Origin of the sequence: Streptomyces sp. NPDC053069, assembly GCF_044546895.1 — a bacterium.
Taxonomy (GTDB): domain Bacteria; phylum Actinomycetota; class Actinomycetes; order Streptomycetales; family Streptomycetaceae; genus Streptomyces.
On record NZ_JBITZN010000008.1, the window covers coordinates 181313 to 208016 of the forward strand.

Genomic DNA, 26704 nt, shown 5'->3' on the forward strand with positions numbered 1-26704 from the left:
CCTGCCCGCCCCGGCCGTCGCTCGCTCGTCGATCGCTGTGCCGGTGCTCACAGCCACCAGCCGGACGCGACCCGGACTGTCAGTGCGGCGTGGCAGGATCGGGGACGTGGCAGAGACAGCATCGAAGAAGACCGACAAGACCCCCGGCGGCCCCCGTCCCCGGCTGATGCTCATGGACGGGCACTCCCTCGCTTACCGCGCGTTCTTCGCGCTGCCCGCGGAGAACTTCACGACCGCGACCGGCCAGCCGACGAACGCGATCTACGGCTTCGCGTCGATGCTGGCCAACACCCTGCGTGACGAGGAGCCCACGCACTTCGCCGTGGCCTTCGACGTCTCCCGCAAGACCTGGCGCTCCGAGCGGTTCACCGAGTACAAGGCGAACCGCTCCAAGACTCCGGACGAGTTCAAGGGCCAGGTCGAGCTGATCGGCGAACTGCTCGACGCGATGCACGCCCCGCGCTTCGCCGTCGACGGCTTCGAGGCGGACGACATCATCGCCACCCTCGCCACCCAGGCCGAGGCCGAGGGCTTCGAGGTGCTGATCGTCACCGGCGACCGTGACTCCTTCCAGCTGGTCACCGACAACGTCACGGTGCTCTATCCGACGAAGGGCGTCTCGGAGCTGACCCGGTTCACCCCGGAGAAGGTGTTCGAGAAGTACGGCCTGACACCGGCCCAGTACCCGGACTTCGCGGCCCTGCGCGGCGACCCGTCCGACAACCTCCCCGGCATCCCCGGCGTCGGCGAGAAGACCGCCGCGAAGTGGATCAACCAGTTCGGCTCGTTCGCGCAGCTGGTCGAGCGCGTCGACGAGGTCAAAGGCAAGGCCGGGCAGAACCTCCGCGACCACCTGGAATCGGTCAAGCTCAACCGCGTCCTGACCGAGCTGGAGCGCCAGGTCGAGCTGACCAGGTCGGTCGCCGACCTGGAGCGGGCCGCGTACGACCGCAAGGCCGTCGCGATGGTCCTGGACACCCTGGAGATCCGCAACCCGTCCCTGCGCGAGCGCCTCTTCGCCGTCGACCCCGGCACCGAGGAGGCCGAGGCCACGCCGATCGCCACCGACGGCGTGGAGCTGGACGGCACGATCCTGCACACCGGCGAGCTGACCGGCTGGCTCGCCGAGCACGGCGCCGAGACCCTGGGCGTCGCCACCGTCGACACCTGGGCGCTGGGCACCGGCTCGGTGGCCGAGGTCGCCCTGGCCGCGGCCGGGGGAGCGGCGGCCTGGTTCGACCCGGCGGAGCTGGACGAGGCCGACGAGAACGCGTTCGCGGACTGGCTGGCCGACGCCGCCCGCCCCAAGGTGTTCCACGACGCCAAGGGCGCCATGCGCGTCTTCGCCGAGCACGGCTGGTCCGTCGACGGTGTGACCATGGACACCGCGCTCGCCGCCTACCTCGTCAAGCCGGGCCGTCGCTCCTTCGACCTGGACGCGCTGTCCCTGGAGTACCTGCACCGCGAGCTGGCGCCCGCCGCCGCGGCCGACGGCCAGCTGGCCTTCGGCACCGACGAGGGCGCCGAGGCCGAGGCGCTGATGATCCAGGCCCGCGCGGTCCTCGACCTCGGTGCCGCCTTCCGGACCCGCCTCGAAGAGGTCGGCGCGGCGGAACTGCTGCGCGACATGGAGCTGCCGACGTCCGCCCTGCTCGCCCGCATGGAGCGGCACGGCATCGCGGCCGACCGGGCGCACCTCGAAGCGATGGAGCAGATGTTCGCGGGCGCGGTGCAGCAGGCCGTGAAGGAGGCGCACGCCGCCGCCGGCCACGAGTTCAACCTGGGCTCGCCCAAGCAGCTCCAGCAGGTCCTCTTCGAGGAGCTGGCCCTGCCGAAGACCAAGAAGACCAAGACCGGCTACACCACCGACGCCGACGCCCTGGCCTGGCTCGCCACCCAGACCGACAACGAGCTGCCGGTGATCATGCTCCGCCACCGCGAGCAGGCGAAGCTGCGGGTCACGGTCGAGGGCCTGATCAAGACCGTCGCGGGCGACGGCCGTATCCACACCACCTTCAACCAGACGGTGGCCGCGACCGGCCGGCTGTCCTCCACGGACCCGAACCTGCAGAACATCCCGGTCCGCACGGACGAGGGCCGGGCCATCCGCCGCGGCTTCGTCGTGGGCGAGGGCTTCGAGTCCCTGATGACCGCCGACTACAGCCAGATCGAGCTGCGCGTGATGGCCCACCTCTCCGAGGACGAGGGCCTGATCCAGGCGTTCACCTCCGGCGAGGACCTGCACACCACCGCCGCCTCCCAGGTCTTCGGCGTCGAGCCCGGCGCGGTGGACGCGGAGATGCGCCGCAAGATCAAGGCGATGTCGTACGGCCTGGCCTACGGCCTGTCCGCCTTCGGCCTCTCCCAGCAGCTGAACATCGAGGCGGCGGAGGCACGCGCCCTGATGGACGCGTACTTCGAGCGCTTCGGCGGCGTCCGGGACTACCTCCGCCGGGCGGTCGACGAGGCACGGGCAACGGGCTACACGGCGACGCTCTTCGGCCGCCGCCGTTACCTGCCGGACCTCAACAGCGACAACCGCCAGCGCCGCGAGGCGGCCGAGCGCATGGCCCTGAACGCGCCCATCCAGGGCACGGCGGCCGATATCGTCAAGATCGCCATGCTCAAGGTGGACAGCGCACTGCGGGCAGCGGACCTGAAGTCCCGCATGCTCCTCCAGGTCCACGACGAAATCGTCCTGGAGATCGCCCCCGGCGAGCGGGCCGCCGCGGAGGAGATCGTCCGCCGCGAAATGGCGAACGCCGTCCAGCTGCACGCTCCCCTGGACGTCTCGGTGGGCGTGGGCCCGGACTGGGAGTCGGCAGCCCACTAGCCCCCGGCGCCTCGGTGGAAGGGGGCGTCGCAGCCGCCCTGACCTGCAACGCCCCCTCCACAGCAGCGGTACCGGCAACAGCACGACGAGGACACGAGGACCGCGCCAACCACCACGGCCGCCGCCGACAAGCGCGCCGCCGACAGCTTTTTCTCCGCCGCAGCGGCGCTCAGCCCCCGGCGCACGCCGGCGGTGCCGGATGCGCCGTAACCCGCGACTCCCGCCCACCCCACCTGCGCAGTGACCCGGCGCCCACGCAAATCCGGCCGAACCCCCGGAGGGAACCGTCACTCACGTGGCCCCCGCCAAAACGCCCCCCACCCCCCACAGCCGCAAAACTGCGGGCATGGGTATACGCATGCTTCACCGCCGGACGCCCGAGGCAGACACCCGGGCCTGGGCGGACACCGCCTCGGCGCAGGCCATGCCCGCCTCGCCGGTCCCGGCCCTCGCGGCCGACGCAAGCACCGCCCGCATCCCCGCCGACCTGGCCGCGACGGTCCGCAGAGCCGCCACGCACCTGCGGCACGGACTCGCCGGTCTGACCGCCCACGCGGGCCACGCTCCGGACTGGCGCCAGTGGGCCGACCTCGCCCGCGGCTACCTCGCCCTCGCGCTCACCGCGGTCCCGAGATCGCGCCCCCGGCCCACCCTCACGGTCTTCGTCGCGTCCCTCACCGAGCGACCGGCTTCGCCCGGCCCGCACCGACCACCCCACCGGGGCCGTCCGGAACCGGGCCCGGACGCCACACCCTGACGCCGACGGCGTACAGCACCAGCCCCAGGACCAGCCCGGCGCCCACCCCGAAGCACAGGGTGGGCACCAGCTCCCACGGCCGCTCCGGCGTGCCCCTGGACGCCCACCAGCGCGCGGCCCGCTGTACCGCCCCGGCCACCGCACAGCCGCCGATCACCGCGCCGGCCCACCACCGGTCCCGCCCGCACAGCACGGGCACCCCCACCGGCTCTCCGGCCGGAGCCCGCCGGAGGGCACGCACGGCGAACACCGCGATGACGAGCGCGCCCGCCACGGACGAGCCGTACTGCAGCCACGAGTACAGCGGCATGCCCGCCGGGCCGCCCCGCCCGACGGCCGGTATCAGTCGCGTCCCCCACCGCCCGTGATGCGTGAACGCGTCCCACACCACATGGGTCAGCGCGCCCAGCACGGCGGAGCCGTACCACCGCCCCACCGACACGGCCCGTACCCGCGCACGTGGCGCACCGCAGCGCAGCAGCACGGCCGGCCGCCCCTGCCTGCTGCGGGGCAGCAGTGCGAGCAACGGTTCTCGGACGAGCAGCCACAGCCCCACCAGCGTCCAGGAGATGAGTACATCGACCGTGCCGACCCCGGCGAACGAGTGTGTGACGGCGCCGAATTCCATGGCACCCGGAAGGACACTCGCCGCATAGAAGGTCATGTCGGGCGCGAAAGACCCCGCGACGAGCACCGCCGGCACCAGCGGCCCACGGCCGGTCCCGTCCCGGCGGACCGCGGGCAGGACGGCGGCGGCATGACTGAGCGTGAACGGCAACAGAGCCCCCTGGAACGGTCGTCGGCCACGGCGCCGGACCGGTGATCAAGTCCGTCCAGTATGCGGGACACCCGTCCGGAGCCGGAGGCGCCGACGGCAGTTGGCCAACCGGTGAAAACGGGCCAGAACGGTTCCCGGCCCCAAGAAAGTTGCCGTAGGGTCACCTGCGTCCCCTGCCGGGCGCTCGGGGTCGAACACACGTCACAGAGACTCAAGGGCGACACAGGGCAACCAGATCACCGGGTCAACCGTCACACCAGAGCAGACGCAGACAGACGGAGACGGACGCAGGGCGTCCACAGGAGGGGTTCACTCGATGGCGGCGCATTTCGGAAGGCGGCTGCGCAAGGGAGCGGCGACCACCGCCGTGGCCGCGGCAGCGGTCGCGGCTCTGTCCGCGTCCCAGGCTCCGGGAGCGACCGGCGAGGACCACGGCAGACAGACCACGGCCGGCGCCTCCGCCCCCGTACCCGACACGTCCTCCGACGACAACGCCACCGGCAACTCCCCGTACTACACGGACCTGCCGCCGCTCAACAGCCCCAATCCCAGTCCCTCGCCGACCGCCGGCACTCCCGTGGCCCGGGGTGACGCCGAGGCCGGTATCCCGGCGACGGTTCTCGACGCCTACAAGAAGGCCGAGGCCGAACTGCGCTCCTCCAAGCCCGGCTGCAATCTGCCCTGGCAACTGCTCGCCGCCATCGGCAAGGTGGAGTCGGGCCAGGCCCGCGGCGGCCGGGTCGACGCGGACGGCACCACGCTCGGCCGGATCCTGGGCCCGGCCCTCGACGGCAACGGCTTCGCGCTCATCAAGGACACCGATCACGGCGCGTACGACGGCAACAGCGTGTACGACCAGGCCGTCGGCCCCATGCAGTTCATCCCGTCGACCTGGGCCTGGGCCGGCCGCGACGGCAACGGCGACGGCAGGAAAGACCCCAACAACGTCTACGACGCCGCCCTCGCCGCCGGCCACTACCTGTGCCGCAGCGGGTGGGACCTCTCGGACGAGCGAGACCTGCACCAGGCGATCCTCAGCTACAACCACTCGCAGGACTATCTGAACCTGGTCCTCAACTGGCTGGAGTACTACCGCAAGGGCACCCACTCCGTGCCCGACGGCACCGGCGGTCTGCCCGCCCACCGCAGCGACGACGACACCCCGCGCGCCCAGCCCCGGAAGCACTCCAACCCGCCGAGGACCAAGCCCCGGCACAAGCCGGATCCCAAGCCGGACCCCAAGCCCAGCACGCCCGGCAACGGGCACGACAGCCCGAACCCGAACCCCAAGCCGCCGAAGCCGCCCGTCCCGCCGACGACCCCGCCGACCCCCACCGACACGGTGGACCACCTGGAGGACGCGGGCACCGCCAAGCTCACCGCGATGGCCGGCCACTCCTTCACCGAGCGGATCGGCACCCGCGCCGAGACCAAGGCCGACAAGTCCGTCGCCAAGGTCAGGGTCCGGTTCACGATCAGCGGAGACACCGACGCCACCTTCACCGGCGGCGAGACCGTGGCCACGGTCACCACCGACACCAAGGGCGTCGCCCTCGCCCCGGCGCTGGAGGCGGGAGAGAAGACCGGCGACTTCAAGGTCACGGCCACCGTCGTGGGCCGCAAGGTCAAGGGCGTCGACTACCCGGCCACCGTCACCGAGCGCGCCGCCGACACCCTGGCCCGCACCAGCGACACCCCGCTGACCTGCACCCCGGACGGCGAGTTCGCCGACCAGGTCCAGGTGAAGGCGACGTACAAGGGCGCCGTCGCGGACAAGGTCGCGGCCACCGCCACCCTGATCACGTCCGACAAGGACACCACCGAGAACGACAAGGGCCCCTACTTCAAGGACGCCGACGGCAAGCCCGTACGCACCCTCACCGGCCTCCAGACCGACGCCAAGGGCCTGCTGACCCTGCCGAAGCTGTACGCGGACGACACCACCGGCACCTTCCTGCTCCGCATCACCACCCCCGGCGGCGGCACCCTCACCGTCGAGCTGAAGGTCGCCGCCGACGACACCTCGGCGAGCCCGTCCCCGTCCCCGAGCCCGTCGGCCTCCTCCTGACCCGCAGCGACCCCGGGCGCCCTCTCCGCACCGGCGGGGAGGGCGCACCCGTTCATGGGTGCACCCCTGTTCTCATCTCGCCCGCCCGTTGCTACGGTGCCGGATCTGACGATCCATCAGCAAGCTGCCGGGACACAGACCGTCCGCCGGGAGGTCCGCATGCGCGCCCTGATCGCCGCCGCGACCGGTCTCGCCCTCGCGCTCGCCGTCGTCCTCACCATCAGCGCGACGAGCGCGCCGTCGGGCCGGACGTCGCCCGAGCCGCTGCTGACGACGGTGCCCTCGCATCCGTAGCCGCGCCCCTCCGGGAGGGAGGCCCTCCATGCGCCGCAAGGCAAGCCTGGTCCTGCTCGCCTGCGCCGTCTTCTGTGCGGCGCTGTCCCCGCTCATGCGCTGGTACGCCTTCCCGCGCCTGGCCAGGATCCCCGCGAACCAGTACCAGGACATGGTCCTGGAGGCCAACGGCGCCACCCTCCTCGACTACGGCACCATGCGCGCGAAGAAGGTCTCCAAGGTCACCATCGTGCAGACCCTCAAGGGAAATGTGGAGGCCGCGAAGAAGATCGAGAAGACGGCGGGCCGGCCGGTCGTGGTCTGGGACAGTCTCTCCTACGTGCAGGGACCCGACGGCAAGATGGTCTCCCGCATCCCCGAGCGGTACATCTTCGACGCCCACAGCCAGGACCCCGTCCATGCCACCGGCGAGATGGTCGACGGCGACCCGGTCACCCGTCAGGGCATCGAGTTCAAGTGGCCCTTCCTGACACAGAAACGCGACTACGAGTACTTCGACGCACAGACCCGCACCGCCGGCCCCATCCACTACAAGGGCACCCAGACCTTCCGCGGCCTGAAGGTCTACTACTTCGAACAGACCATCCCCTGGACGAAGGTCCCGATGCCGAAGACCATGCCCGTCCAGGGCATCACCCCCGAATCGGTCGCCAGGACGGGCACCACCCGCTGGTACAGCACCGTCCGCAGGTTCTGGGTCGAACCGGTCACCGGCGCACCCGTCTACGGCGAGGAACTCCACAAGGAGGAGCTGCGCGGCGGCACCCTGCTGGGCGGCCGGGACAGGGTCACGGCGTTCGCCGGGGACGTGAGGATGCGCGAGGACTACACCGAGCACACGGTCGCCCTGGTCAAGCACAACCGCACCCTGGTCCTGATGCTCACCTCGTACGTGCCCTGGGCCTCACTGACGGCAGGCCTGCTGCTCCTGGCCTTCTCCCTCTACCTGGAGGCCCGCGCCCGCCGCCCCGAGGACCCGGCCCCGGCCCGGACGACGGAACCCGAACCGGTCAGCGCCTGAGCCGCGCGTTCGTGTGCCGGGTGGGCTCGGCGGTCGCAGGGTCCTCGGGCCACGGATGCTTCGGATACCGCCCGCGCAGCTCCGCGCGTACGGCCTTGTAGCCGTCCTTCCAGAAGGAGGCGAGGTCGGCCGTGACGGCGGCGGGCCGCCCGGCGGGGGAGAGCAGATGGACGAGCAGCGGTACGCCGCTGACGGCAGGCGTGTCGCGCAGTCCGAACATCTCCTGGAGCTTCACCGCGAGTACGGGCCGCCGGGGATCCCGATAGTCGATCCGGATTCTGGACCCACTCGGCACGGTGATCCGCTCGGGCGCCAGCTCGTCCAGCCGCGCGGCGTGCCCGCTCGCCCACGGCAGCAACCGCGCCAGCCCCTGCCCTGCGTCGATCCGCCCGAGATCGGCCCGCCGTCGCGCCCTGCTCAGCTCCGGCTCCAGCCACTCGTCCATGCGCGCGTGGAGCGCACCGTCGGACACGTCCGGCCACGGCTCTCCGAGATGCGCCCGCAGAAAGGCCAGCCGCTGCCGCAGCAGCTCGGCGTCCGGTGACCAGCGCAACAACCCGAGCCCCTCCTGCCGCAGCCCTTCGAGGAGGGCCGCGCGTACGAGGGCCGGCTCGGTCTCCTTCAGGGGCCGCACGGCCAGCTCGACGGCCCCCAGCCGCTCCACACGCCGGGCCACGACATCACCGTCGGCCCAGTGCACCTCGTCCCGCTCGGCGAGCAGCGTCCCGGCGGCGGCGAGAGCCACCCCCTCCTCCACGGCAGCCCCGAGCAGCACACGCGCGTGCCCCTTCCCGGCGGGCCGATCGGCAACGGCGACGACGATCCAGGGGGCCCCACGCAACCCGGACCCCTCCGCCAGCTCGGCCCGGGTCCCGGACGCCATGAGGTACGACCCCCCGTCCAGCTTGGCGACCCGCTCGGGAAAGGCGAGCGCGGCAACAAGCGCAGCGAGCGCGTCATCACCGGTGCCTCGTCCGACCCGGACGGCGCCCTGCGGCCGACGGCCGGGGGACGGCGGGTGGGAAGACTCCCCCCAGCCGGCCCGCAGCCGCCCTACTTCCGCGGTCCACCGCGCAGAGTAGGCGTCACCGCCGCGCCGAGCACGGCGCAACGCGCCGGCAAGATCATCCCCGTAGTCCCGAGGCACTTCTTCGGAGAGCAGAGCGACGACTTCCGCACCTTCGCCGGCCGTATCCAGGAGCGCCCGCCCCAGCCGAGGGTGCACCCCCAGCCGAGCCAACCGCACTCCGGTGGGAGTCGCCCGACCGACGCAGTCCACCGCCCCCACCGCTGTCAGCGCGGAGCGCGCCGCCGCCATCCCTCCACCCGGCGGCGGATCGAGCAGCGCCAGCCCGGAGGCGTCCGGATCCCCCCAGCAAGCCGCCTGCAAGGCAAACGCCGTCAGATCGGCCACCTTGATCTCCGGTGCCGGAAACGCCGGCAGACGCCCGTCCTCGGCCTCCGTCCAGCACCGGTACACCACCCCCGGTGCCTCGCGCCCGGCCCGCCCCGCCCGCTGCCGTCCGGTGGCCCGCGAGGCGCGTACCGTCGTCAGCCCGCTCAGCCCACGCGCGTGGTCCACCCGTGGCTCCCGCGCGAGCCCCGCGTCCACCACCACCCGCACCCCGGGCACCGTCAGCGACGACTCGGCCACCGAGGTCGCCAGGACCACCCGGCGCCGCGCCCCCGGAGCGAGCACCGCGTCCTGCACGGAAGCCGGCGCCCGTCCATGGACCTGCAGCACATCCACCGCTCCGAGATCCCCGAGCTGCCCCGCCACCCGCGCGATCTCGCCCACCCCGGGCAGGAAGCACAGCACGTCCCCGTCCCGCTCGGCCAGCGCCCGGCGCACCACCGAGGCGACGTGCGCCAGCAGCGCCGGATCGACGCGCATCCCGTGCGGCGGCCGTACCGGGCGTGCGGGAGGCGCCCACACCACCTCCACCGGATGGGCGACGCCCTCCGCCTCGACCACGGGCGCCCCGCCCAGCAGCCGCGCCCAGCCCTCCGCGTCCGTCGTCGCCGAGGCGGCCACCAGCCGCAGCTCCGGCCGCAGGGTCTGCCGTACGTCCCACAGGAACGCAGCGACCGTGTCGGCGTCCAGATGCCGTTCGTGGCACTCGTCCAGCACGACGACGTCCACGCCGGCCAGCTCCTGGTCGCGCTGCAGCCGCTGCAGCAGCACACCGGTCGTCACGACCTCCACGCGTGTGTGCCGCCCGGCGACCCGCTCGCCGCGCACCGTGAAGCCGACGCTCTCGCCCGGCCGCTCGCCCAGCAGCCAGGCCATCCGCCGGGCCGCCGCCCGGGCCGCGATCCGGCGCGGCTCGGCCACCACGACCCGCCGCGCGCACCCGCCGCCGACCAGCCCCGCCAGCACGAGCGGGACCAGCGTCGTCTTGCCGGTGCCGGGCGGTGCCACGAGCACGGCGGTACCGGCATCCTCCAGGGCCTCGGTCAGAGCGGTCAGGGCGGAACGCACGGGCAGCGCGTCCAGGGCGTCGTAACGGATCACGCCCCCAGTGTCGTACGACGGCGAAGCAGACCCTCACGCGCGCATGGTCCCGGTGATCGGCAGGGGCCGGTCAGTCCCTCTCGCACACGAAGATCGCCGTGCCCGGGATCAGACTGCCGCGCAGCGGCGACCAGCCGCCCCACTCCGAGGTGTTCCAGGACGGCCACTCCGGCTCCACCAGGTCCACCAGCCGGAAGCCGGACGCCGCGATGTCCCGGACGCGGTCACCGAGCGTCCTGTGGTGCTCGACGTAGACCGCGCGGCCGTCCTCGTCCTGCTCCACGTACGGCGTGCGGTCGAAGTAGGAGGAGGACACGGACAGGCCCTCGGGTCCCGGCTCGTCGGGGAACGCCCAGCGGATCGGATGCGTCACCGAGAAGACGAACCGGCCGCCCGGCCGCAGCACCCGGCGCACCTCGCGCAGCACCAGCCGCGGGTCGGCGACGAACGGCAGCGCGCCGTACGCCGAGCAGGCCAGGTCGAAGGAGCCGTCCGCGAAGGGCAGTGCGCCGGCGTCCGCGCAGATCAGCGGAAACGAGCCGCCGATGCGCAGGGCGTGCTGCAGCTGGCGGTGCGAGAGGTCCAGCGCCACCGGGCGGGCGCCCTGGGCGGCCAGCCAGCGCGCGCACTGCGCCGCACCCGCGCCGATCTCCAGGACGTCCTTCTCCTTCAGTTCCTCCGGCGGGCCCAGCAGCTCGGCCTCGACCTCGTCCAGGCCCTCCGGACCCCACACGAAGCGGTCGTCGCCGAGGAACGTGCCGTGCTCGGTCTGGTACTCGTCCGCGTTGCGGTCCCACCAGCCCCGGTTGGCCCGTGTGCTCTCCGCGACGCCCGCGTCACGTCGCGTGGCCTCCGGCTCGTGCGCCTCGGGTCCTTCGGGCTCGTATGCGTCCGGCTCTTGGATGATCGGCTCCCTCGTCGTACTCTTCCGTCCAACCGGAAGGGGTCCATGACGGAAGCGGTCCCACGGGCCTCGTGGCCTCAAGGGACGTTTCTTCTGCCGGTTGTGCGGGGTTCTGCCCCGGGTGTGCGACTTCGCGCATTGACCATGTCCGGCTGCCCCCGTATGCTACAAGTTGCGCTGCGGGCCTGCGCACCTCAGACGTAGCAGGCTGCGCTCGCATCTGTTGTATGTCCCCTCGGTTGTCGAGGCGCCATCACCAGTCTCTGGTGGGGCGCTTCCTTGGCTGTCCGGCTTCTGCAGAGCGAAACGGGCTCCCGGCGTAAGCAGTACCTACGACTTCAATGTCCGTACCGGAGCCCTTTCCCACATGACGAGCAGCACCGAGACCACCGCCACCACCCCGCAGGTAGCGGTCAACGACATCGGTAACGAGGAAGCCTTCCTCGCAGCGATCGACGAGACGATCAAGTACTTCAACGACGGCGACATCGTCGACGGCGTCATCGTGAAGGTCGACCGGGACGAGGTCCTGCTCGACATCGGTTACAAGACCGAAGGTGTCATCCCGAGCCGCGAGCTCTCGATCAAGCACGACGTCGACCCGAACGAGGTCGTCGCCGTCGGCGACGAGATCGAGGCCCTGGTCCTCCAGAAGGAGGACAAGGAAGGCCGCCTGATCCTCTCGAAGAAGCGCGCCCAGTACGAGCGTGCCTGGGGCACCATCGAGAAGATCAAGGAAGAGGACGGCATCGTCACCGGTACCGTCATCGAGGTCGTCAAGGGTGGTCTCATCCTCGACATCGGCCTCCGTGGCTTCCTCCCGGCCTCCCTGGTCGAGATGCGCCGCGTCCGCGACCTCCAGCCGTACGTCGGCAAGGAGCTCGAGGCCAAGATCATCGAGCTGGACAAGAACCGCAACAACGTGGTCCTGTCCCGCCGCGCCTGGCTGGAGCAGACCCAGTCCGAGGTCCGCCAGACGTTCCTCACGACCCTCCAGAAGGGTCAGGTCCGCTCCGGTGTGGTCTCCTCGATCGTCAACTTCGGTGCCTTCGTGGACCTGGGTGGCGTCGACGGTCTGGTCCACGTCTCCGAGCTGTCCTGGAAGCACATCGACCACCCGTCCGAGGTCGTCGAGGTCGGCCAGGAGGTCACCGTCGAGGTCCTCGACGTCGACATGGACCGCGAGCGCGTCTCCCTGTCGCTGAAGGCGACCCAGGAAGACCCGTGGCAGCAGTTCGCCCGCACCCACCAGATCGGCCAGGTCGTGCCCGGTAAGGTCACGAAGCTGGTTCCGTTCGGTGCGTTCGTCCGCGTGGACGAGGGCATCGAGGGTCTGGTCCACATCTCCGAGCTGGCCGAGCGCCACGTGGAGATCCCGGAGCAGGTCGTTCAGGTCAACGACGAGATCTTCGTCAAGGTCATCGACATCGACCTCGAGCGCCGCCGCATCAGCCTCTCGCTGAAGCAGGCCAACGAGTCCTTCGGTGCCGACCCGGCCTCGGTCGAGTTCGACCCGACCCTGTACGGCATGGCCGCGTCCTACGACGACCAGGGCAACTACATCTACCCCGAGGGCTTCGACCCGGAGACCAACGACTGGCTGCCGGGCTACGAGAAGCAGCGCGAGGAGTGGGAGCGCCAGTACGCCGAGGCGCAGGCCCGCTTCGAGCAGCACCAGCAGCAGGTCATCAAGTCCCGCGAGGCCGACGCCGCTGCTGCGGCCGAGGGTGGCGAGGCTGCGGCTCCGGCCGCGACCGGCGGTTCGTACTCCTCCGAGGGCGCCGACACCTCCGGTGCGCTGGCCTCGGACGAGGCGCTGGCCGCGCTGCGCGAGAAGCTGGCCGGCGGCCAGAGCTGATCGCTGCCGCTGAGGCTTAGCCGATAGCCGGCTCTGAGGGGCCGTACCTTTCCGGGTACGGCCCCTCAGGCATTTCAGGGGGCTGTTCGTCGTCTTTCGCGTGCGGGCCGTCTGCGGCTTGTGGCGCCCACGCGGCGGAGCCGCACATCGACACGGCCCCGCGCCCCTGGGGAGTTGCCCGTGCCCCTTGTGCGTACCGGCTCCACGAGATCCCTGATCAGCGGCGTGTCGCGGGAATGCCCCCGCTCCAGGGCGTGTTGACGATGACGAACACGAGGAGGAGCGGTCACAGTGCTTGATCCGCAGGGTTTGTACGCATGGGAGCCGAAGGGCCTCGCCGTGGTCGACATGGCGCTCGCCCAGGAGTCGGCCGGCCTTGTCATGCTCTACCACTTCGACGGATACATCGACGCGGGCGAGACCGGAGACCAGATCGTCGACCGGCTGCTCGACTCACTGCCCCACCAGCTCGTCGCCCGCTTCGACCACGACCGGCTCGTGGACTACCGGGCCCGCCGGCCTCTGCTGACCTTCAAGCGGGACCGCTGGACCGACTACGAGGTCCCGGCCATCGAGGTCCGCCTCGTCCAGGACGCCACGGGCGCCCCCTTCCTCCTGCTGTCCGGTCCCGAGCCGGACGTGGAGTGGGAGCGGTTCGCGGCAGCCGTACGGCAGATCGTGGAGCGGCTCGGTGTACGCCTGTCCGTGAACTTCCACGGCATCCCCATGGGCGTCCCGCACACCCGGCCGGTGGGGCTCACGCCGCACGGCAACCGCACCGACCTCGTCCCGGGCCACCGCAGCCCCTTCGACGAGGCACAGGTCCCCGGCAGCGCCGAGTCGCTGGTGGAGTACCGGCTGATGGAGGCCGGGCACGAGGTCCTGGGTGTCGCCGCGCACGTCCCGCACTACATCGCCCGCTCCGCGTACCCGGACGCCGCGCTGACCGTCCTGGAGGCCATCACGGCCGCCACCGGGCTGGTGCTGCCGGGAGTCGCGCACTCGCTGCGCACGGACGCGCACCGCACACAGACGGAGATCGACCGGCAGATCCAGGAGGGCGACGAGGAACTCACCGCGCTCGTCCAGGGCCTGGAGCACCAGTACGACGCCGCCGCGGGCGCCGAGACCCGGGGCAACATGCTCGCCGAGCCCGTCGACATCCCGTCGGCCGACGAGATCGGACGCGAGTTCGAGCGGTTCCTGGCGGAGCGGGAGGGCGAGAACTGACCTCCGCCGGGCCCGCTGTCAGTGGCAGGGCCTAAGCTTCCGGACATGCTGAGAGTGGGCCTGACCGGTGGGATCGGCGCCGGCAAGAGCGAGGTGTCACGGCTGCTCGTGGAGCACGGGGCCGTACTGATCGACGCGGACCGCATCGCGCGTGAGGTCGTGGCGCCGGGCACCCCCGGCCTCGCCGCCGTGGTCGAGGCCTTCGGCGAGGCCGTCCTCACCGCGGACGGCAGCCTGGACCGGCCCAAGCTCGGCTCGATCGTCTTCGCCGACCCCGAGAAGCTCGCCGTCCTCAACGCGATCGTGCACCCCCTGGTGGGCGCCCGCTCCAGCGAGCTGGAGGACGCCGCGGCCGATGACGCCGTGGTGATCCACGACGTGCCCCTCCTCACCGAGAACGCACTGGCGCCGCTCTACGACCTCGTGATCGTCGTGGACGCGAGCACCGAGACCCAGCTCGACCGGCTGGTCCGGCTGCGCGGGATGACCGAGGAGGACGCACGCGCGCGTATGGCCGCGCAGGCGACCCGCGAGCAGCGCCGGGAGATCGCGGACATCCTGATCGACAACGACGTACCCCTGGACGCCCTGCACAAGCGCGTTGCAGAGGTGTGGGAGGACCTCGTACGGCGGGCGCGCACGCGTTCCGCGGAACAGGGGTCGGAATAGCGGCTCCCTCCGCGGGCGTTGAAGTGCGGCAGTGAGGGAAGGACTCTGCCGTGCCCGAGACCAGCGGTTCCACCGGACGTACCCCGGAGACGCATGTCATCGACTTCCGTGCAGCCGAGCAACTGCTCAACTCGCGGGATCCGCGGGGCGCGGTGAAGCTGCTCGACGGCGTCATCGCCGCGCACCCGGAGAACACGGCGGCCCGCCTGCTCCGTGCGCGTGCGTTCTTCGCCGCGGCCCAACTGCGGCCCGCCGAGCTTGAGTTCACCATCGTGCTGGAGCGGGAGCCGGACAACGCGTTCGCGCACTTCGCACTGGCCCGCACCTATGAACGCCAGGGCCGTCCCGACCAGGCCAAACGCCATTTCCGCCTCGCGGCCGCGCTGGACCCGAACCCGCAGTACCTGAAGGCGGCGCGCTTCGACGGCTGAGCGGCGCGCCTCGGCCGCTCATGGATGCCGGTGCCTCGGAGGTCCCGGATACGGCCGTCTCGACCTCGGTCCCGGGTACGGTGGTCCGCCATCCGGCGGCTGGTACGGCGGCACGTCGCGGCCCGGCTGGTAGTGCGGACCCTGCCGGATGTGTCTGAGGACCATGGTCATGTCCGCGGTGACCACCAGCCACAGCACCCCACAGGCCGCCGCCCAGCCCGGGCGCCCGGCGACCGCGAACGCCGCCGTACCGAAGACCGCCCAGGCCAGCCCCCACATGCACAGCCAGAACCGCGCCCGCAGAGCACTGCGCGCGGTCACCGGTTCACTGCCCGTACGCATCGGAATCACCATTCCTCCTTGCAACGTACTCTTCGGTGACGAGGTTCATCAACGACGCGCATCCACGGCGTGCATCAGCGGCGCGCGGTACCTGCCGGCCGACTCCAACATCGTCCGCTTCGTTCGGGAGGGATGCGCAAGGCGCGATGAGTTTCCGGACCCTGCCGGGTCTACCTCGGTGCAAGCAACCGGCACCGCTTCCCCAGGAGACCCTCATGTCCGAGACCACCACTTCCGCCGCCTCCACCGGCTCCCTCGGTGTCCGCAGGCGCTCGGCCCAGGTCGCGCTGCGGTCCGTGCAGGTCCTGCTCGCGCTGTTCTACGGCATCGCGAGCGCGCTGCCCAAGCTCATCGCGCATCCCTCGGCCGTCGAGTCCTTCGACAAGATCGGCTGGGGCAGCGGGGCCATGTACACCATCGGCGCGCTCGAACTCGCCGGGGCCACAGCGCTGTTGATCCCCGTACTGCAGTCCTTGGCGGCGATCGCGCTCAGCGCGCTCATGGTGGGCGCGTTCATCGTCCAGCTCACGGTCTTCGACGGCCAGAACGCGGCGACCCCGCTGATCCTCATGGTGCCGCTCGCCCTGATCGCCTGGGTGCGACGCGGGCACAACGGGGAGCTGGTGCGGCTGGTGCGGCGAGGGTGACACCGCTGGGCCATGACGCCGGTGGCGACCACGAGGATGCCTGCGGGCAGGGTGGCTGCCTGGGGGGTCTCCCCCTCGGATCACCGCCTCCGAGGCTGCCCAGCCGGTCCCACCCGGACCCGGACCCGTCGTGCCCGTCGGATCAGACTCCGCCGCGCCTGCCGCTGCCGCCGGATCGGGATCCACCGGTCTCGCCGGACCGGGAGCCGCCGCGTCCGCCGGCTCCGCCGGATCCGCTGCGGCCGCCGGACGCGGATCCGCCCCGCCCGCCCGATCCGCCGGGCCCGCCGAGCGCGGCGAAGCCGGTGGGGCCTGCGGGGCCGCCGGAGGTGCCGAAGGCGCCCGGGCCCGGGAGGCCGCGCAGGCGCTCCAGTTCGCGGCGATCGCGTTTGGTGGGGCGTCCGGTGCCCCGGTCGCGGAGGCCGACGGGCGCGACGGCCTCGCGGGGCGGGGGCGGAGGGGAGTTGTCGATGTAGCACTGGGCGGCCACCGGGGCGCCGACCCGCTTGCGGATCAGGCGCTTGACGATCACGATCCGTTCCCGGCCCTCGTGCCGCAGGCGCACCTCGTCGCCGACGCGCACGGAGTAGGCAGGCTTCACCCGCTCGCCGTTCACATGGACGTGGCCGCCCCGACAGGCGGTGGCGCCCAGGGAACGCGTCTTGATGAGACGCACGGCCCAGATCCAGCTGTCGATCCGGACCGTCTCGCCCGGCCCCGGCCCCGCGGCCTCGGCGGCGGCCACCGCGGCGGTGATCTTCGGATCGACGTTCCGGTCAGCCCTGGCGGGACGATCAGCGGAGGCACCGGTCCCGGGGGCATCCTGGGCAGCCTGAGCGGAGCCGGTCCCGTCCGGTTCGCCGGTCCCACCGTTCACGTTCTCGTCCGCAACCTCGGAAGCCATGTCCCCGACCTTAACTCCCGGTCGGGCTGAGCCGGAGGCGATTTTCCCGGGGCGCGGGGTGGCCGGGTGGCGGAGAGACCGGTGCCGGTGCGGGACACATCGAGCGGATCGACCTGCCCGGCATACGGTGGCCGTATGGACGACAGCAGCGCTCTCGCCCGGCTCGACCGGCGTGTCGCGGACTGCCGGGCCTGCCCTCGGCTCGTCGAGTGGCGGGAGGAGGTGGCCCGTACCAAACGGGCCGCGTTCGCCGACTGGACGTACTGGGGGCGGCCGGTGCCCGGCTTCGGTCCGGCCGACGCGCGGCTGGCGATCATCGGGCTGGCTCCCGCCGCGCACGGCGGCAACCGCACCGGCCGGATGTTCACCGGCGACCGCTCCGGAGACGTGCTCTACCAGGCGCTGTATGAGGTGGGGCTCGCCTCGCAGCCCACCTCTGTCAGCGCCGACGACGGACTGGAACTGTACGGCGTCCGCGTCACCGCGCCTGTGCACTGCGCCCCGCCGGCCAACAAGCCGACCCCCGGCGAGCGTGACACCTGCCGCCCCTGGCTGGTGCAGGAGCTGAAGCTGCTGCGCCCGACGCTGAGGGCAGCGGTCGTCCTCGGTGCCTTCGGCTGGCAGGCCGCGCTGCCCGCGTTCACCGAGGCGGGCTGGACCGTGCCCCGGCCCCGTCCGGCCTTCGCCCACGGCATCAGGGTCCCCCTCGACGGCCTGGCCCTCTTCGGCTGCTTCCACGTCAGCCAGCGCAACACCTTCACCGGCCGGCTCACCCCGGAGATGCTCCGCGAGGTGCTGTGCGCGGCGGCGACGACGGCAGGGTTGCCGTAGCCGACGCGCACGTCGACGGCGTGGCGGCAGCGTGGCGGCGAGCCGGAACGCGCAGGGGTCAGGGCCGCCAGACGTACCGCACGTCCGGCTCCCGCTCCTCGTTCCCGCTGCCGTCGGTGAACTCGACGGCGGTGAAACCGTGCCGCTCGTAGAAGCGGTGGGCGGGCTTGTTGACCTGGAAGGTCCACAGGGACAGCCCGCCCGGATTGCGCTCCTTGGCCAGCGCCACGAACCGGTCACCGATGCCGCGCCCCCGCCACCCCGGGTCCAGATACAACTGGGACAGCACCTCCTGCTCCAGCACCATCAGCCCGACGATCCCGGCCCCGTCGGCCTCCGCCACCCAGGTCTCCCGCAACGGGACGACGACATCCCGGATGTACTCCCGCACCTCGTCGTCGGTGCGCGCCCGGACGACCGTGGGCAGGGCGGCGTCGAAGGACCGCAGATACACCTCGGCGGCGGCCCGGCCGTCCTCCGCCACGGCCCGGCGCAACACGACCTCGCCCGTCACCGGCTCTCCTCCGTGTTCCGGCACCACGGCCGTGGCCGTGATCTCCACCAGCTGCCCGGTGTAACCGAGACAGGCGACACCGAGCAGGGTCGACGAATGGGGGCCCGCGCTCAGCCCGGAGGCCTCGACGACGTCCCACACCGCGGACAACACCGAGGGCTCGCTGCTCACCACATACACATCCGTGGTGACCACGTGCGCCAAGTCACTGCCCACGGCGTCCAGTTGATCCCGAAGATTGGCGATCACCTGCTCGGCCTGTCGCACCGGATCACCCGGGCCGACGATCTCCCCCTTCTCGTCGAGCGGTACGGCCCCGGCCAGAAAGGCCAGCCTCGTCCCGGCCTCGACGACGGAGGCGTGGGAGTAGGTGGGCGGCGGGAAGAGGGCCGGGGCGGTCACGCGCTGGATCACGAGGGCTGCTCCTGGGGGGCGGTGGACGACGCCCCGATAATCCTTTCTCTCGGCCCTGCCCGCATCTCATTTAGGGAGCGGACTCCGGGACGGCTGCGGCAGGCTGAGGGCATGCCCGAGTCTTCCGGTGCCGTGCCCGAGCCCTCCGATTCCGACTTCCTCGCCCGCACCGCCGAGCGCCTCGCCTCCCTTCCCACTGTCCGAGCGGTGGCCCTCGGCGGTTCCCGGGCCCAGGGCACCCACCGGCCCGACAGTGACTGGGACCTGGCGATCTACTACCGCGGCCCGTTCGACCCGGACGACCTGCGAGCCGTCGGCTGGCCCGGAGAGGTCTCGGACATCGGCGGATGGGGCGGCGGGGTCTTCAACGGCGGAGCCTGGCTGCACATCGACGGACGCAGGGTCGATGTGCACTACCGGGATCTGGACGTGGTCGAGCACGAGCTCGCGGAGACGGAGGCGGGACGGTTCCGGGTGGAGCCGCTGCTCTTCCACCTCGCCGGCATCCCCACCTACCTGATCGTGGCCGAACTGGCCGTCAACCAGGTGCTCAGCGGCACCCTGCCCCGCCCGGCCGGCTACCCTGCCAGGCTGCGCGTCACCGCCGCCGAGCGCTGGTACGGCACCGCCCGCGCGACGCTCGCCTACGCGAAGGCCCACCACGCCGCCCACGGCCGCCTCACGGAGACCGCCGGCTCCCTCGCCACGGCCGCCACCCAGGCCGCCCACGGGGTCCTCGCGGCACGCGGGGAGTGGGTGACGAACGAGAAGCGGCTGCTGGAGCGGGCCGGGCTGCGAGGGATCGACGCGGTGGTGGGCGCGCTGCGGGCCGAACCCGATGTCCTGGTCCGCGCCGTGACCGAGGTCGAGGAGATCGTCGCCGGGCAATCGCGTCCGCAAGGAACGCGGGAATTGCGTTCATAAAGAAACCGGCCGTCCCGGCACCTTTCACCTGCCCGAAACATGATCGTCCGGTTCGCCGGGCGAACGCCCCCTACCGTGGAAGCCCAGCCCACCCGGCCACCGTCGTCCGAAGGCACCCCCACCCCGCCCTCGCACGAACAGGAGTCCCGTGTCCCGGCTCGCCGCACCTCCCTGGCTCGCCCATGCCCTGCGCGCACAGCGCGGTCCCGTCCCCTGGAGCGCGGTGACCAGGGGCGCGTTCGCCGCCGGGCCGCTGTTGCTCGCCGGGGTGGTCGCCGGCCGGACGCCCGACGGTGTGCTGGCCGCCATCGGCGCGATGCTCGCCGGCATCAACGACCGGCCGGGCAGCCGGCGCGCCTCCGTCAAGCGGCTCGGGGCGCCCGCGCTGGCCGGTGCCCTCGGGCTGCTCGTGGGCACGTATGCCGGGCAGGGGCTGGCGGCCGTACCGCTCGCCCTGGCGCTCACCGGGCTCGGGCTGGTCGCCGGCGGTGTCAGCGCGGTCGGGCCCGTCGCGTCCGCCGTGGGAACGCAGCTGCTCGTCGGTGCCGCCCTCGGCGCAGGGATGCCGGCGGCCGAGAGCGGCCCCCTGCGCGCCCTCGTCTTCCTCGCCGGTGCCGGATGGCTGCTCGCCCTGCGGCTGGCCCTGCCCGCGCCCGGTGCCACCGCCGGTGACTTCAGGTTCGACGGGGAGCGGGCGGCGGTCGCCGCGGTGTACGACGCCGTCGCCGAACTCCTGGACGCCGTGGGCGGTGAGCAGGCCACCGCCCGGCGGGCCGCGCTCACCGCCGCGCTCGACCATGCCCAGGACGCCCTCGCCGGGCCCCGGCTGCGCCGGTACGCCAGTTCCGCCGCCGAGCGCCGGCTGCATGCGCAGTACAGGGCCGCCCTTCCGCTCGCCGAGGCCGCCACCGCGCTGTTCTGGGCGGGGGAGCCGGTCTCGGCGCGGGCCGCGCAAGGGCCCCGGCGGCTCGCCGCCGCAGTCCGCGGCAACACCGCCACCGGTCCGCTGCCTGCCCCCCGCCGGTCCGCCCCCGCCCTGCGCGCACTCGACGACGCCCTGCTGCGCGCCGCCGAGGTCTTCGACCGGGCGGAGGGCGCACAACAGCGGTCGCTCGCCCGGCGCCGGGGTGCAAAGGACGCCGTCCGTGCCGCCGTCGGCGCCGCGTCGGGGGCGGGCGGACGCGAGTACGGGCTGCGGGTCGCCCTCTGCTTCGGGGCCGGCGCCGCCCTCGCCCAGGCGCTGCACCACACCCGCTGGTACGGCCACCACCAGCACTGGTACTGGCTGCCCGCCACCGTCGTCTTCCTCGTCAAGCCCGACCTCGGGCCGCTCGCCTCCCGGGTGCTGTGCCGGGCGGCGGGAACCGTGCTCGGCGCTGTGCTGTTCGCCGCCTTCGCCGCGGTGCTGCCGCGGCCCGGCGGGCTCATCGTGCTCGTGGCCGTCAGCGGGGCCCTGATCCCGGTCGCCACACGGCACTTCGCCGCCCAGACCGCGGTCGTGACCGTACTCGTTCTCAGTCTGGTGATGGTCGGCGGTGAGCCGCAGGCCTCCGTCAGCCGGATCGGGGAGACGCTGCTGGCCTGCGTGATCGTGCTCGTCGTCGGGCATCTGCCGATGCCGGGGCAGCGGGGCGGGGGAGTGCGGGCCCGGCTGGCCGCCGCGGGGAACGCCGCGCACGCCTACCTCGCGCATGTGCTGAGCCGGTCCCCCGACCGTGCCACCCGCTGGATCCTGCGCCGCGAGGCCTACCGCACCCTCGCCGAGGCCCGTTCGGCCATCGCCCTCGCCGCCGCCGAACTGCCCTCGCTCGCCCGGCACTCCGAGGGCGCGGACGAGATGGTCGCCACCCTCGAACGGCTCGTCGACGCGACCACCGCCTGCGCCGTCCACCTCGACGACTCCGGCCGCCCGGCACCCCGGCACCTGGAGCAACTCGCCGAACTGCTGGCCGAGTTCGAAAAGGGACGCCGGGAACGGACGGGGCTACGGCTGTCCCGGCTGCCGCTCGCCGGATGAGGCGCGCGCCGACGCGGATCGGGTCAACCCCCGGCGGCGTGTCCGCGTCAAAGAGAAAGGTCCATGTTCCCCACCCAAGGAGAGGTTCATGCCCCGACTCACCCGCCTCAGACTCGCGACCGGCGCCGCCACGGCCGTCGTCGCCGCCGTCGTGCTCGCGGCGTCACCCGCGGCCGCCGGCGAGCCGACCGTGTCCCAGCCGCACATCGTCGCCCGCTTCGACAAGGCGACAGGGCAGACGCCGGAGAACATCACGGTCGAGCCCGACGGCTCGGCCGACCTGACCTTCGCCTCCGCGCGGCAGATCGCCCATGTCACCCCGGACGGGCACACGACGATCCTCGCCACCCTGCCCGCCGAGGCGAACCCGAACACCCCCGTCCTCAAGGCCGCGACCGTCTTCGGAATCGTCCGCGCCCACGACGGCACGCTCTACGTCAACTACGGCACCGGCACAGCAAAGACCGGCATCTGGCGCATCGGCCCCGACGGCGGCGCGCCCCGGCAGATCGCACAGCTCCCGGCGACCGCACTGCCCAACGGCCTCGCGCTCGACGAGCGGCACGGAGTGCTCTACGCCGCCGACTCGGCGCAGGGCATCGTGTGGCGGGTACCGCAGGCGGGGGGCACACCGACCGTGTGGGCCCAGGACACCGCGCTCACCCCGGTCCCCGTCACCGGCGCCGGCTTCGGCGCCAACGGCGTCAAGATCCACGGCGGTGCCGTGTGGGTGTCCAACAGCGACCGGGGAACGCTGCTGCGCATTCCCGTACGGCCGAACGGCTGCGCGGGGACGGTGGAGACCCGGGCCACCGGGCTCGACCACATCGACGACTTCACCTTCACCACACCGTACGGCGACACCGTCCTCGCCGCCCTGATCGGTGACGACGAGGTCGTCGAGGTGCACCCCGACGGCACCCGCACCGCCGCCCTCACACAGGCGGACGGGCTGGCCAACCCGACCTCCGTCGCCGTACACGACGGGACGCTCTACGTCGACAGCGCCGCGTACTTCAGCCAGCAGGCCCCGAATCTGCTGCTGGCCCGCCTGAACCGGGGGCCCGGCCACTGACGGACCGGGCGGCGGGGCGGGCCGGCGCCCTGGACGGACCCCGCCCCGCCACCCCTCGCACCCGGAGAACCTTCCCTGCCGTCGGTCAACTCACCGACGACGCAACGCAGTCGGGTAGGTGATCCACCGATCCGCCCCGGCGCCCTAGGCTGAAGCCCATGGATCCCGCCGACGGCCTCCTCGACCATCCCTACGACGTCTACCGACGCCTGCGCGACACCGCGCCCGTGCACCGCATCACCGGACCGGACGGCACCGCCGCCTGGCTCGTCACCCGGTACGAGGACGTCCGGGCCGCGCTCGCCGACCCCCGGCTCTCGCTGGACAAGCGGCAGGGGGCCGGCGCGTACAAGGGACTCTCGCTGCCGCCCGCCCTCGACGCCAACCTCCTCAACATGGACCCGCCCGACCACACCCGCATCCGGCGCCTGGTCGGCCGCGCCTTCACCCCGCGCCGAGTCCAGCAACTCCGCGAGCCGATCCGCCGTACCGCCGACCGGCTTCTCGACGCGCTCGGCCCGCACGGCCGTACCGACCTGGTCGCCTCCTACGCCGCCCCGCTGCCCATCACCGTCATCTGCGACCTGCTCGGCATCCCGGAGGGGGACCGGCTGGACTTCCGGCAGTGGACCGACAGCCTCATGGCCCCCGACCCGGCCCGCCCGCACGCCACCAAGGAGGCGATGGCGGCCATGCTCGACTTCCTCGCCCGGCTCCTCGCGGCCAAACGCCGGGCGCCCGTCGACGATCTGCTCTCCGACCTGATCGCCGTACGCGACGAGGGCGACCGGCTCGGCGAGGACGAGCTGATGTCCCTGGCCTTCCTCATCCTCTTCGCCGGGTACGAGAACACGGTCCAGCTCATCGGCAACGCGGTGCTCGCCCTGCTGGAGCACCCGGACCAGCTCGCCGTCCTGCGCAAGGAACCGGAGCGACTCCCCGCCGCCGTCGAGGAGTTCGCCCGCTACGAGGGGCCGATGCTGCTCGCCATGCGCCGGTTCCCCACCGAGGACGTGACGATCGCCGGGGTGACCATCCCGGCGGGCGAGACGGTCTGGGTGTCCCTGTCCGCCGCCGACCGCGACCCCGCCCGCTTCCCCGACCCCGACCGCCTCGACCTCTCACGCGACGCCGCCGGGCATCTCGCCCTCGGCCACGGCATTCACTACTGCCTCGGTGCGCCGCTGGCCCGTGCGGAGACGGAGATCGCCCTGGCGGCCCTGCTGGAACGCCTGCCCGAACTCGCCCTTGCCGAGGGACAGGCGACGTGGCGGCGGTCGCTGCGCGCCCGGGGGCTGCGGGCCCTTCCCGTGACGTACTGAAAGGTGCGGTTCCTGTCACGAAGTGAACGGATCCTCACGGTCCGCGCCGAACGGATGTCGGTAATGTCTCAGTCCCGTCACTGAGCGAGGCGTTTGCCGTCTCCAGGGCGTTAACTTCCATAAGCACGACGCTTTCTGGAGGTGCGAGATGGTGAACGGGCGAACCGTGCTCGAACGCTTTCCCGCCGGAGGTCCGCGGGGATCCTGGCCCGCGGAGGAGTTCGCGCACGCGCGGCGTCATGAAGGCCTGCCGGCGGAAGTCGTCATGGACCTCGCGACGGACACGTTCCTGGTGATCGTACGGGGCGGGGACCACACCGAGTGAGCTCGCTCAGGCCGGCTTCGGTGCCGGTACCCTCGCCGTGAACTGCTCCGCCTGCAGCGCATACAGCTCGGCGTAGACACCGCCCCCGGCCAGCAGCTCCTCCGGGGTCCCGGACTCCACCAGCCGCCCGTGCTCCAGCACATGCACCAGGTCGGCGTGCCGGACCGAGGCCAGCCGGTGGGTGATCAGCACGACCGTCTGCCCACTGCCGGCCAGCGCTCGGATCTTCTCGAACACCTCCAGCTCGGCCCGCGCGTCCAGCGCGGCGGTCGGCTCGTCCACGATCAGGACCTGCCCGCGCCGGTACGCCGCACGGGCGATGCCGAGCCGCTGCCACTGGCCCCCGGACAGCTCGTGCCCGCCGCTGAAGTCGCGGGCCAGCAGGGTGTCCAGGCCGCGCGGCAGATCCGCGACCACCTCCTGGGCCCCTGCCTCGGCGACCGCCGCGGCCAGGCGTTCCTCGGTCATGGGCGCCGAGGAACGGCCGACGGCCACGTTCACCCGGGCGGTGAACGGCCAGCGCTTGAAGTCCTGCGCCACCATCGCGATGCGCTCGGCGAGCAGCCGCCGGTCGGCCCGCGCCGCGTCGACACCGTCCCACAGAATGCGGCCCCGGTCCGGCGTGTACAGCCCCGCGAGCAGCTTGACCAGGGTGGTCTTCCCCGAGCCGTTCTCACCGACGAGCGCGATGATCCGGCCGAGCGGCAGCGTGAGGGTGACGTCGTCCAGGGCGGGGCGGGCCGAGTCACCCGGGTAGCCGAAGGTGACGTGCTCGAACCGGATCTCCTTCGGGTCCTCCGGCAGCGCCTCGCCGCCCGCCGGGACGGCCCGCTCGGCCGCCTCCACGTACAGCCGCTGCAGATCCCCCACGAACAGGGCCTCCTCGTGCAACTGGTTGATCTCCAGCACCAGCGTGTCCAGGCTCGCCGCACCGGTGCGGATCGCGATCACCGCCGTACCGGCCACGGACAGGGCCATCGCGCCGGCCAGCAGCAGCGCGCCCAGCGTGGCGTAGGTGGCGAGTGTGGCGAGGCCCGTCCAGGCCGCTGCGATCAGGCCGGTCCGGGCGGCGAGCCGGGACAGCCGGGCCTGTTCCGCCTCCGCCGTCTGGGACATGGACCGGAAATGGCGCAGCAGGAACGGGCCGACCCCGTGCACCCGGATCTCGGGCGCCGCGGCGGGCTCGGTGAGCAGATGGCTGATCAGCCGGCCGGCGCGGGCGTGCTGCACCCAGACGTGGAAGGACTCGTAGCGGCGCCGCGCGTTGGTCAGCGCGCTCCAGGCGCTGGGCAGGGTCATGGTGACCAGCAGCGGCAGCAGGACCGGGTGCAGCACCGCCAGCACGCCCGCGGCGGCTGCCAGCGAGATCAGCGCACCGATCACCCGGGTTCCGTAGGAGATCATGCGGCGCGCGGATTCGGCGCCGTACTGGGCGGTGTCGAGCAGCTTGTGAAAGGCGTGGTCCTCGATCGCGGCCAGCTCCACGTTCGCCGCCCGCTCCAGATACAGCTCGGTCGCGACCCGCTCCACCTTGGGCTCCAGCCGCCCGGTGGCATGGGTGGAGGCCGCCCGCAGCAGCACGGTCACGAGAGCCACGGCGGTCATGGCGGCCAGGGCGGGGGCGGCCGAGCGCAGCCGCTGCTCGATGCCCGGGCCGGTCAGCAGCCTGCCGAGCGCGCTGTTCACGGCCAGCAGGCTCACCGCCTGGGCGGCACCCTGGGCCACCTCGGCGGACAGGACGATCCACGCGGCCCGCGCGTCGGCCTGCCGGGCCAGCCGGAGACTGGACGCCAGCATGCCGGGCAGCCGGACCACCATCGCGCGGAAGCTCAGCTTCAGGATGGCGTTCTCATGCTCGCTCCAGCCCACGTCGTACCGCAGCGGCCCACCGAACAACAGCCGCTCCGACCCCGACACCGCGGGCTCGGGCGCCCCCCGCCGCTTCCTCACCGTGACCTCCCGGACCGTGACGGAGGGCCACTATCCCTGTCCGAACCGGCGGCGGGGGAGAGCGCGTGCGGAAGTGCGGGG

At 72.5% G+C, this 26704-nt stretch carries 23 protein-coding genes and 1 pseudogene; 16 read left to right on the forward strand and 8 right to left on the reverse strand.

Annotated features, from left to right (window positions below):
- Positions 1-106 precede the first annotated feature (106 nt).
- Together polA and ACIGXP_RS20410 are read left to right on the forward strand one after the other, a co-directional pair.
- Positions 107-2833 carry a DNA polymerase I gene (gene polA, locus ACIGXP_RS20405; protein WP_399770118.1) on the forward strand — a complete coding sequence of 909 codons (2727 nt, stop codon included), beginning with the start codon at positions 107-109 and terminating at the stop codon, positions 2831-2833.
- Positions 2834-3179: 346 nt separating this feature from the next.
- Positions 3180-3590 carry a hypothetical protein gene (locus ACIGXP_RS20410; protein ID WP_399770120.1) on the forward strand — a complete coding sequence of 137 codons (411 nt, stop codon included), beginning with the start codon at positions 3180-3182 and terminating at the stop codon, positions 3588-3590.
- Here the strand turns inward: ACIGXP_RS20410 and ACIGXP_RS20415 are convergent.
- A complete protein-coding gene (locus tag ACIGXP_RS20415) occupies positions 3508-4368 on the reverse strand; it encodes a DUF4184 family protein (protein ID WP_399770122.1) in 861 nt (286 codons plus the stop codon). The two genes, ACIGXP_RS20410 and ACIGXP_RS20415, sit on opposite strands and share 83 nt — an antisense overlap.
- A gap of 316 nt (positions 4369-4684) precedes the next feature.
- Here ACIGXP_RS20415 and ACIGXP_RS20420 point away from each other — a divergent pair, with 316 nt between their 5' ends.
- The 3 genes from ACIGXP_RS20420 to ACIGXP_RS20430 all read left to right on the forward strand — a co-directional run bounded on the left by ACIGXP_RS20420 (position 4685) and on the right by ACIGXP_RS20430 (position 7751).
- Positions 4685-6436, forward strand: coding sequence for a lytic transglycosylase domain-containing protein (locus tag ACIGXP_RS20420; RefSeq protein ID WP_399770124.1), 1752 nt, complete (start codon positions 4685-4687; stop codon positions 6434-6436).
- A 159-nt stretch (positions 6437-6595) separates the two neighbouring features.
- Positions 6596-6730 carry an SPW_0924 family protein gene (locus tag ACIGXP_RS20425; RefSeq protein WP_399770126.1) on the forward strand — a complete coding sequence of 45 codons (135 nt, stop codon included), beginning with the start codon at positions 6596-6598 and terminating at the stop codon, positions 6728-6730.
- Positions 6731-6758: 28 nt separating this feature from the next.
- Entirely contained in the window at positions 6759-7751 is a 993-nt protein-coding gene (locus tag ACIGXP_RS20430; RefSeq protein ID WP_399770128.1) for a DUF3068 domain-containing protein, read from the forward strand.
- Here the strand turns inward: ACIGXP_RS20430 and hrpB are convergent.
- Positions 7741-10266: an ATP-dependent helicase HrpB gene (hrpB, locus tag ACIGXP_RS20435; RefSeq protein WP_399770130.1), complete on the reverse strand. Its 2526-nt coding sequence runs from the start codon at positions 10264-10266 to the stop codon at positions 7741-7743. The genes ACIGXP_RS20430 and hrpB overlap by 11 nt on opposite strands.
- A gap of 70 nt (positions 10267-10336) precedes the next feature.
- A complete protein-coding gene (locus ACIGXP_RS20440; protein ID WP_399770510.1) occupies positions 10337-11173 on the reverse strand; it encodes a class I SAM-dependent methyltransferase in 837 nt (278 codons plus the stop codon).
- 364 nt (positions 11174-11537) lie between these two features.
- Here ACIGXP_RS20440 and rpsA point away from each other — a divergent pair, with 364 nt between their 5' ends.
- From rpsA to ACIGXP_RS20460, 4 genes are all read left to right on the forward strand, one after another.
- Complete coding sequence (gene rpsA / locus ACIGXP_RS20445; protein ID WP_023551529.1) at positions 11538-13028, forward strand: 30S ribosomal protein S1; 1491 nt, start codon at positions 11538-11540, stop codon at positions 13026-13028.
- A 291-nt stretch (positions 13029-13319) separates the two neighbouring features.
- The gene (locus tag ACIGXP_RS20450) at positions 13320-14258 is read left to right on the forward strand and encodes a PAC2 family protein (protein ID WP_363213636.1); all 939 of its coding nucleotides are present in this window, start codon (positions 13320-13322) and stop codon (positions 14256-14258) included.
- Positions 14259-14303: 45 nt separating this feature from the next.
- Positions 14304-14927 carry a dephospho-CoA kinase gene (coaE, locus tag ACIGXP_RS20455; protein WP_399770133.1) on the forward strand — a complete coding sequence of 208 codons (624 nt, stop codon included), beginning with the start codon at positions 14304-14306 and terminating at the stop codon, positions 14925-14927.
- A 50-nt stretch (positions 14928-14977) separates the two neighbouring features.
- Entirely contained in the window at positions 14978-15358 is a 381-nt protein-coding gene (locus ACIGXP_RS20460) for a tetratricopeptide repeat protein (RefSeq protein WP_363213638.1), read from the forward strand.
- An 18-nt stretch (positions 15359-15376) separates the two neighbouring features.
- Here ACIGXP_RS20460 and ACIGXP_RS20465 read toward each other — a convergent pair whose 3' ends face one another.
- The gene (locus ACIGXP_RS20465; protein ID WP_399770135.1) at positions 15377-15712 is read right to left on the reverse strand and encodes a DUF6343 family protein; all 336 of its coding nucleotides are present in this window, start codon (positions 15710-15712) and stop codon (positions 15377-15379) included.
- 203 nt (positions 15713-15915) lie between these two features.
- Here ACIGXP_RS20465 and ACIGXP_RS20470 point away from each other — a divergent pair, with 203 nt between their 5' ends.
- Positions 15916-16347 carry a DoxX family protein gene (locus tag ACIGXP_RS20470; protein ID WP_399770137.1) on the forward strand — a complete coding sequence of 144 codons (432 nt, stop codon included), beginning with the start codon at positions 15916-15918 and terminating at the stop codon, positions 16345-16347.
- Between the two features lie 142 nt (positions 16348-16489).
- On the opposite strand, the gene ACIGXP_RS20475 is transcribed toward ACIGXP_RS20470, so the two are convergent.
- A complete protein-coding gene (locus ACIGXP_RS20475) occupies positions 16490-17251 on the reverse strand; it encodes an RNA-binding S4 domain-containing protein (protein ID WP_399770139.1) in 762 nt (253 codons plus the stop codon).
- 135 nt (positions 17252-17386) lie between these two features.
- Between ACIGXP_RS20475 and ACIGXP_RS20480 the strand changes: the two genes are divergently transcribed.
- The gene (locus tag ACIGXP_RS20480) at positions 17387-18082 is read left to right on the forward strand and encodes a uracil-DNA glycosylase (protein ID WP_399770141.1); all 696 of its coding nucleotides are present in this window, start codon (positions 17387-17389) and stop codon (positions 18080-18082) included.
- Between the two features lie 58 nt (positions 18083-18140).
- On the opposite strand, the gene ACIGXP_RS20485 is transcribed toward ACIGXP_RS20480, so the two are convergent.
- Together ACIGXP_RS20485 and ACIGXP_RS20490 are read right to left on the reverse strand one after the other, a co-directional pair.
- Positions 18141-18596, reverse strand: coding sequence for a GNAT family N-acetyltransferase (locus ACIGXP_RS20485; RefSeq protein WP_399770513.1), 456 nt, complete (start codon positions 18594-18596; stop codon positions 18141-18143).
- 33 nt (positions 18597-18629) lie between these two features.
- Positions 18630-19010, reverse strand: a pseudogene (locus ACIGXP_RS20490) (RidA family protein); the annotation flags it as partial.
- A gap of 111 nt (positions 19011-19121) precedes the next feature.
- Here ACIGXP_RS20490 and ACIGXP_RS20495 point away from each other — a divergent pair.
- The 5 genes from ACIGXP_RS20495 (at position 19122) to ACIGXP_RS20515 (ending at position 24673) form a co-directional block, all read left to right on the forward strand.
- Positions 19122-19934 (forward strand): nucleotidyltransferase domain-containing protein, encoded by an 813-nt coding sequence (locus ACIGXP_RS20495; protein ID WP_399770143.1) that lies wholly within the window; start codon positions 19122-19124, stop codon positions 19932-19934.
- A gap of 148 nt (positions 19935-20082) precedes the next feature.
- Positions 20083-21951: an FUSC family protein gene (locus ACIGXP_RS20500; RefSeq protein ID WP_399770145.1), complete on the forward strand. Its 1869-nt coding sequence runs from the start codon at positions 20083-20085 to the stop codon at positions 21949-21951.
- Positions 21952-22039: 88 nt separating this feature from the next.
- Positions 22040-23026, forward strand: a complete 987-nt coding sequence (locus ACIGXP_RS20505) for a hypothetical protein (protein ID WP_399770147.1) — start codon at positions 22040-22042, stop codon at positions 23024-23026.
- A gap of 158 nt (positions 23027-23184) precedes the next feature.
- A complete protein-coding gene (locus ACIGXP_RS20510) occupies positions 23185-24348 on the forward strand; it encodes a cytochrome P450 (RefSeq protein WP_399770149.1) in 1164 nt (387 codons plus the stop codon).
- 148 nt (positions 24349-24496) lie between these two features.
- Positions 24497-24673, forward strand: coding sequence for a hypothetical protein (locus tag ACIGXP_RS20515; RefSeq protein ID WP_399770151.1), 177 nt, complete (start codon positions 24497-24499; stop codon positions 24671-24673).
- Positions 24674-24679: 6 nt separating this feature from the next.
- On the opposite strand, the gene ACIGXP_RS20520 is transcribed toward ACIGXP_RS20515, so the two are convergent.
- Entirely contained in the window at positions 24680-26623 is a 1944-nt protein-coding gene (locus ACIGXP_RS20520) for an ABC transporter ATP-binding protein (RefSeq protein WP_363213646.1), read from the reverse strand.
- Positions 26624-26704 lie beyond the last annotated feature (81 nt).

Bases quoted from the DNA above. Each gene is read 5' to 3' on its own strand.
- ACIGXP_RS20495 (WP_399770143.1), top strand. From the start codon at position 19,122: ATGCCCGAGTCTTCCGGTGCCGTGCCCGAGCCCTCCGATTCCGACTTC.
- ACIGXP_RS20510 (WP_399770149.1), top strand. From the start codon at position 23,185: ATGGATCCCGCCGACGGCCTCCTCGACCATCCCTACGACGTCTACCGA.
- ACIGXP_RS20430 (WP_399770128.1), top strand. From the start codon at position 6,759: ATGCGCCGCAAGGCAAGCCTGGTCCTGCTCGCCTGCGCCGTCTTCTGT.
- ACIGXP_RS20505 (WP_399770147.1), top strand. From the start codon at position 22,040: ATGCCCCGACTCACCCGCCTCAGACTCGCGACCGGCGCCGCCACGGCC.
- ACIGXP_RS20425 (WP_399770126.1), top strand. From the start codon at position 6,596: ATGCGCGCCCTGATCGCCGCCGCGACCGGTCTCGCCCTCGCGCTCGCC.
- ACIGXP_RS20515 (WP_399770151.1), top strand. From the start codon at position 24,497: ATGGTGAACGGGCGAACCGTGCTCGAACGCTTTCCCGCCGGAGGTCCG.
- ACIGXP_RS20410 (WP_399770120.1), top strand. From the start codon at position 3,180: ATGGGTATACGCATGCTTCACCGCCGGACGCCCGAGGCAGACACCCGG.
- ACIGXP_RS20470 (WP_399770137.1), top strand. From the start codon at position 15,916: ATGTCCGAGACCACCACTTCCGCCGCCTCCACCGGCTCCCTCGGTGTC.
- rpsA (WP_023551529.1), top strand. From the start codon at position 11,538: ATGACGAGCAGCACCGAGACCACCGCCACCACCCCGCAGGTAGCGGTC.
- ACIGXP_RS20480 (WP_399770141.1), top strand. From the start codon at position 17,387: ATGGACGACAGCAGCGCTCTCGCCCGGCTCGACCGGCGTGTCGCGGAC.
- ACIGXP_RS20465 (WP_399770135.1), bottom strand. From the start codon at position 15,712: ATGGTGATTCCGATGCGTACGGGCAGTGAACCGGTGACCGCGCGCAGT.
- coaE (WP_399770133.1), top strand. From the start codon at position 14,304: ATGCTGAGAGTGGGCCTGACCGGTGGGATCGGCGCCGGCAAGAGCGAG.
- ACIGXP_RS20475 (WP_399770139.1), bottom strand. From the start codon at position 17,251: ATGGCTTCCGAGGTTGCGGACGAGAACGTGAACGGTGGGACCGGCGAA.
- ACIGXP_RS20420 (WP_399770124.1), top strand. From the start codon at position 4,685: ATGGCGGCGCATTTCGGAAGGCGGCTGCGCAAGGGAGCGGCGACCACC.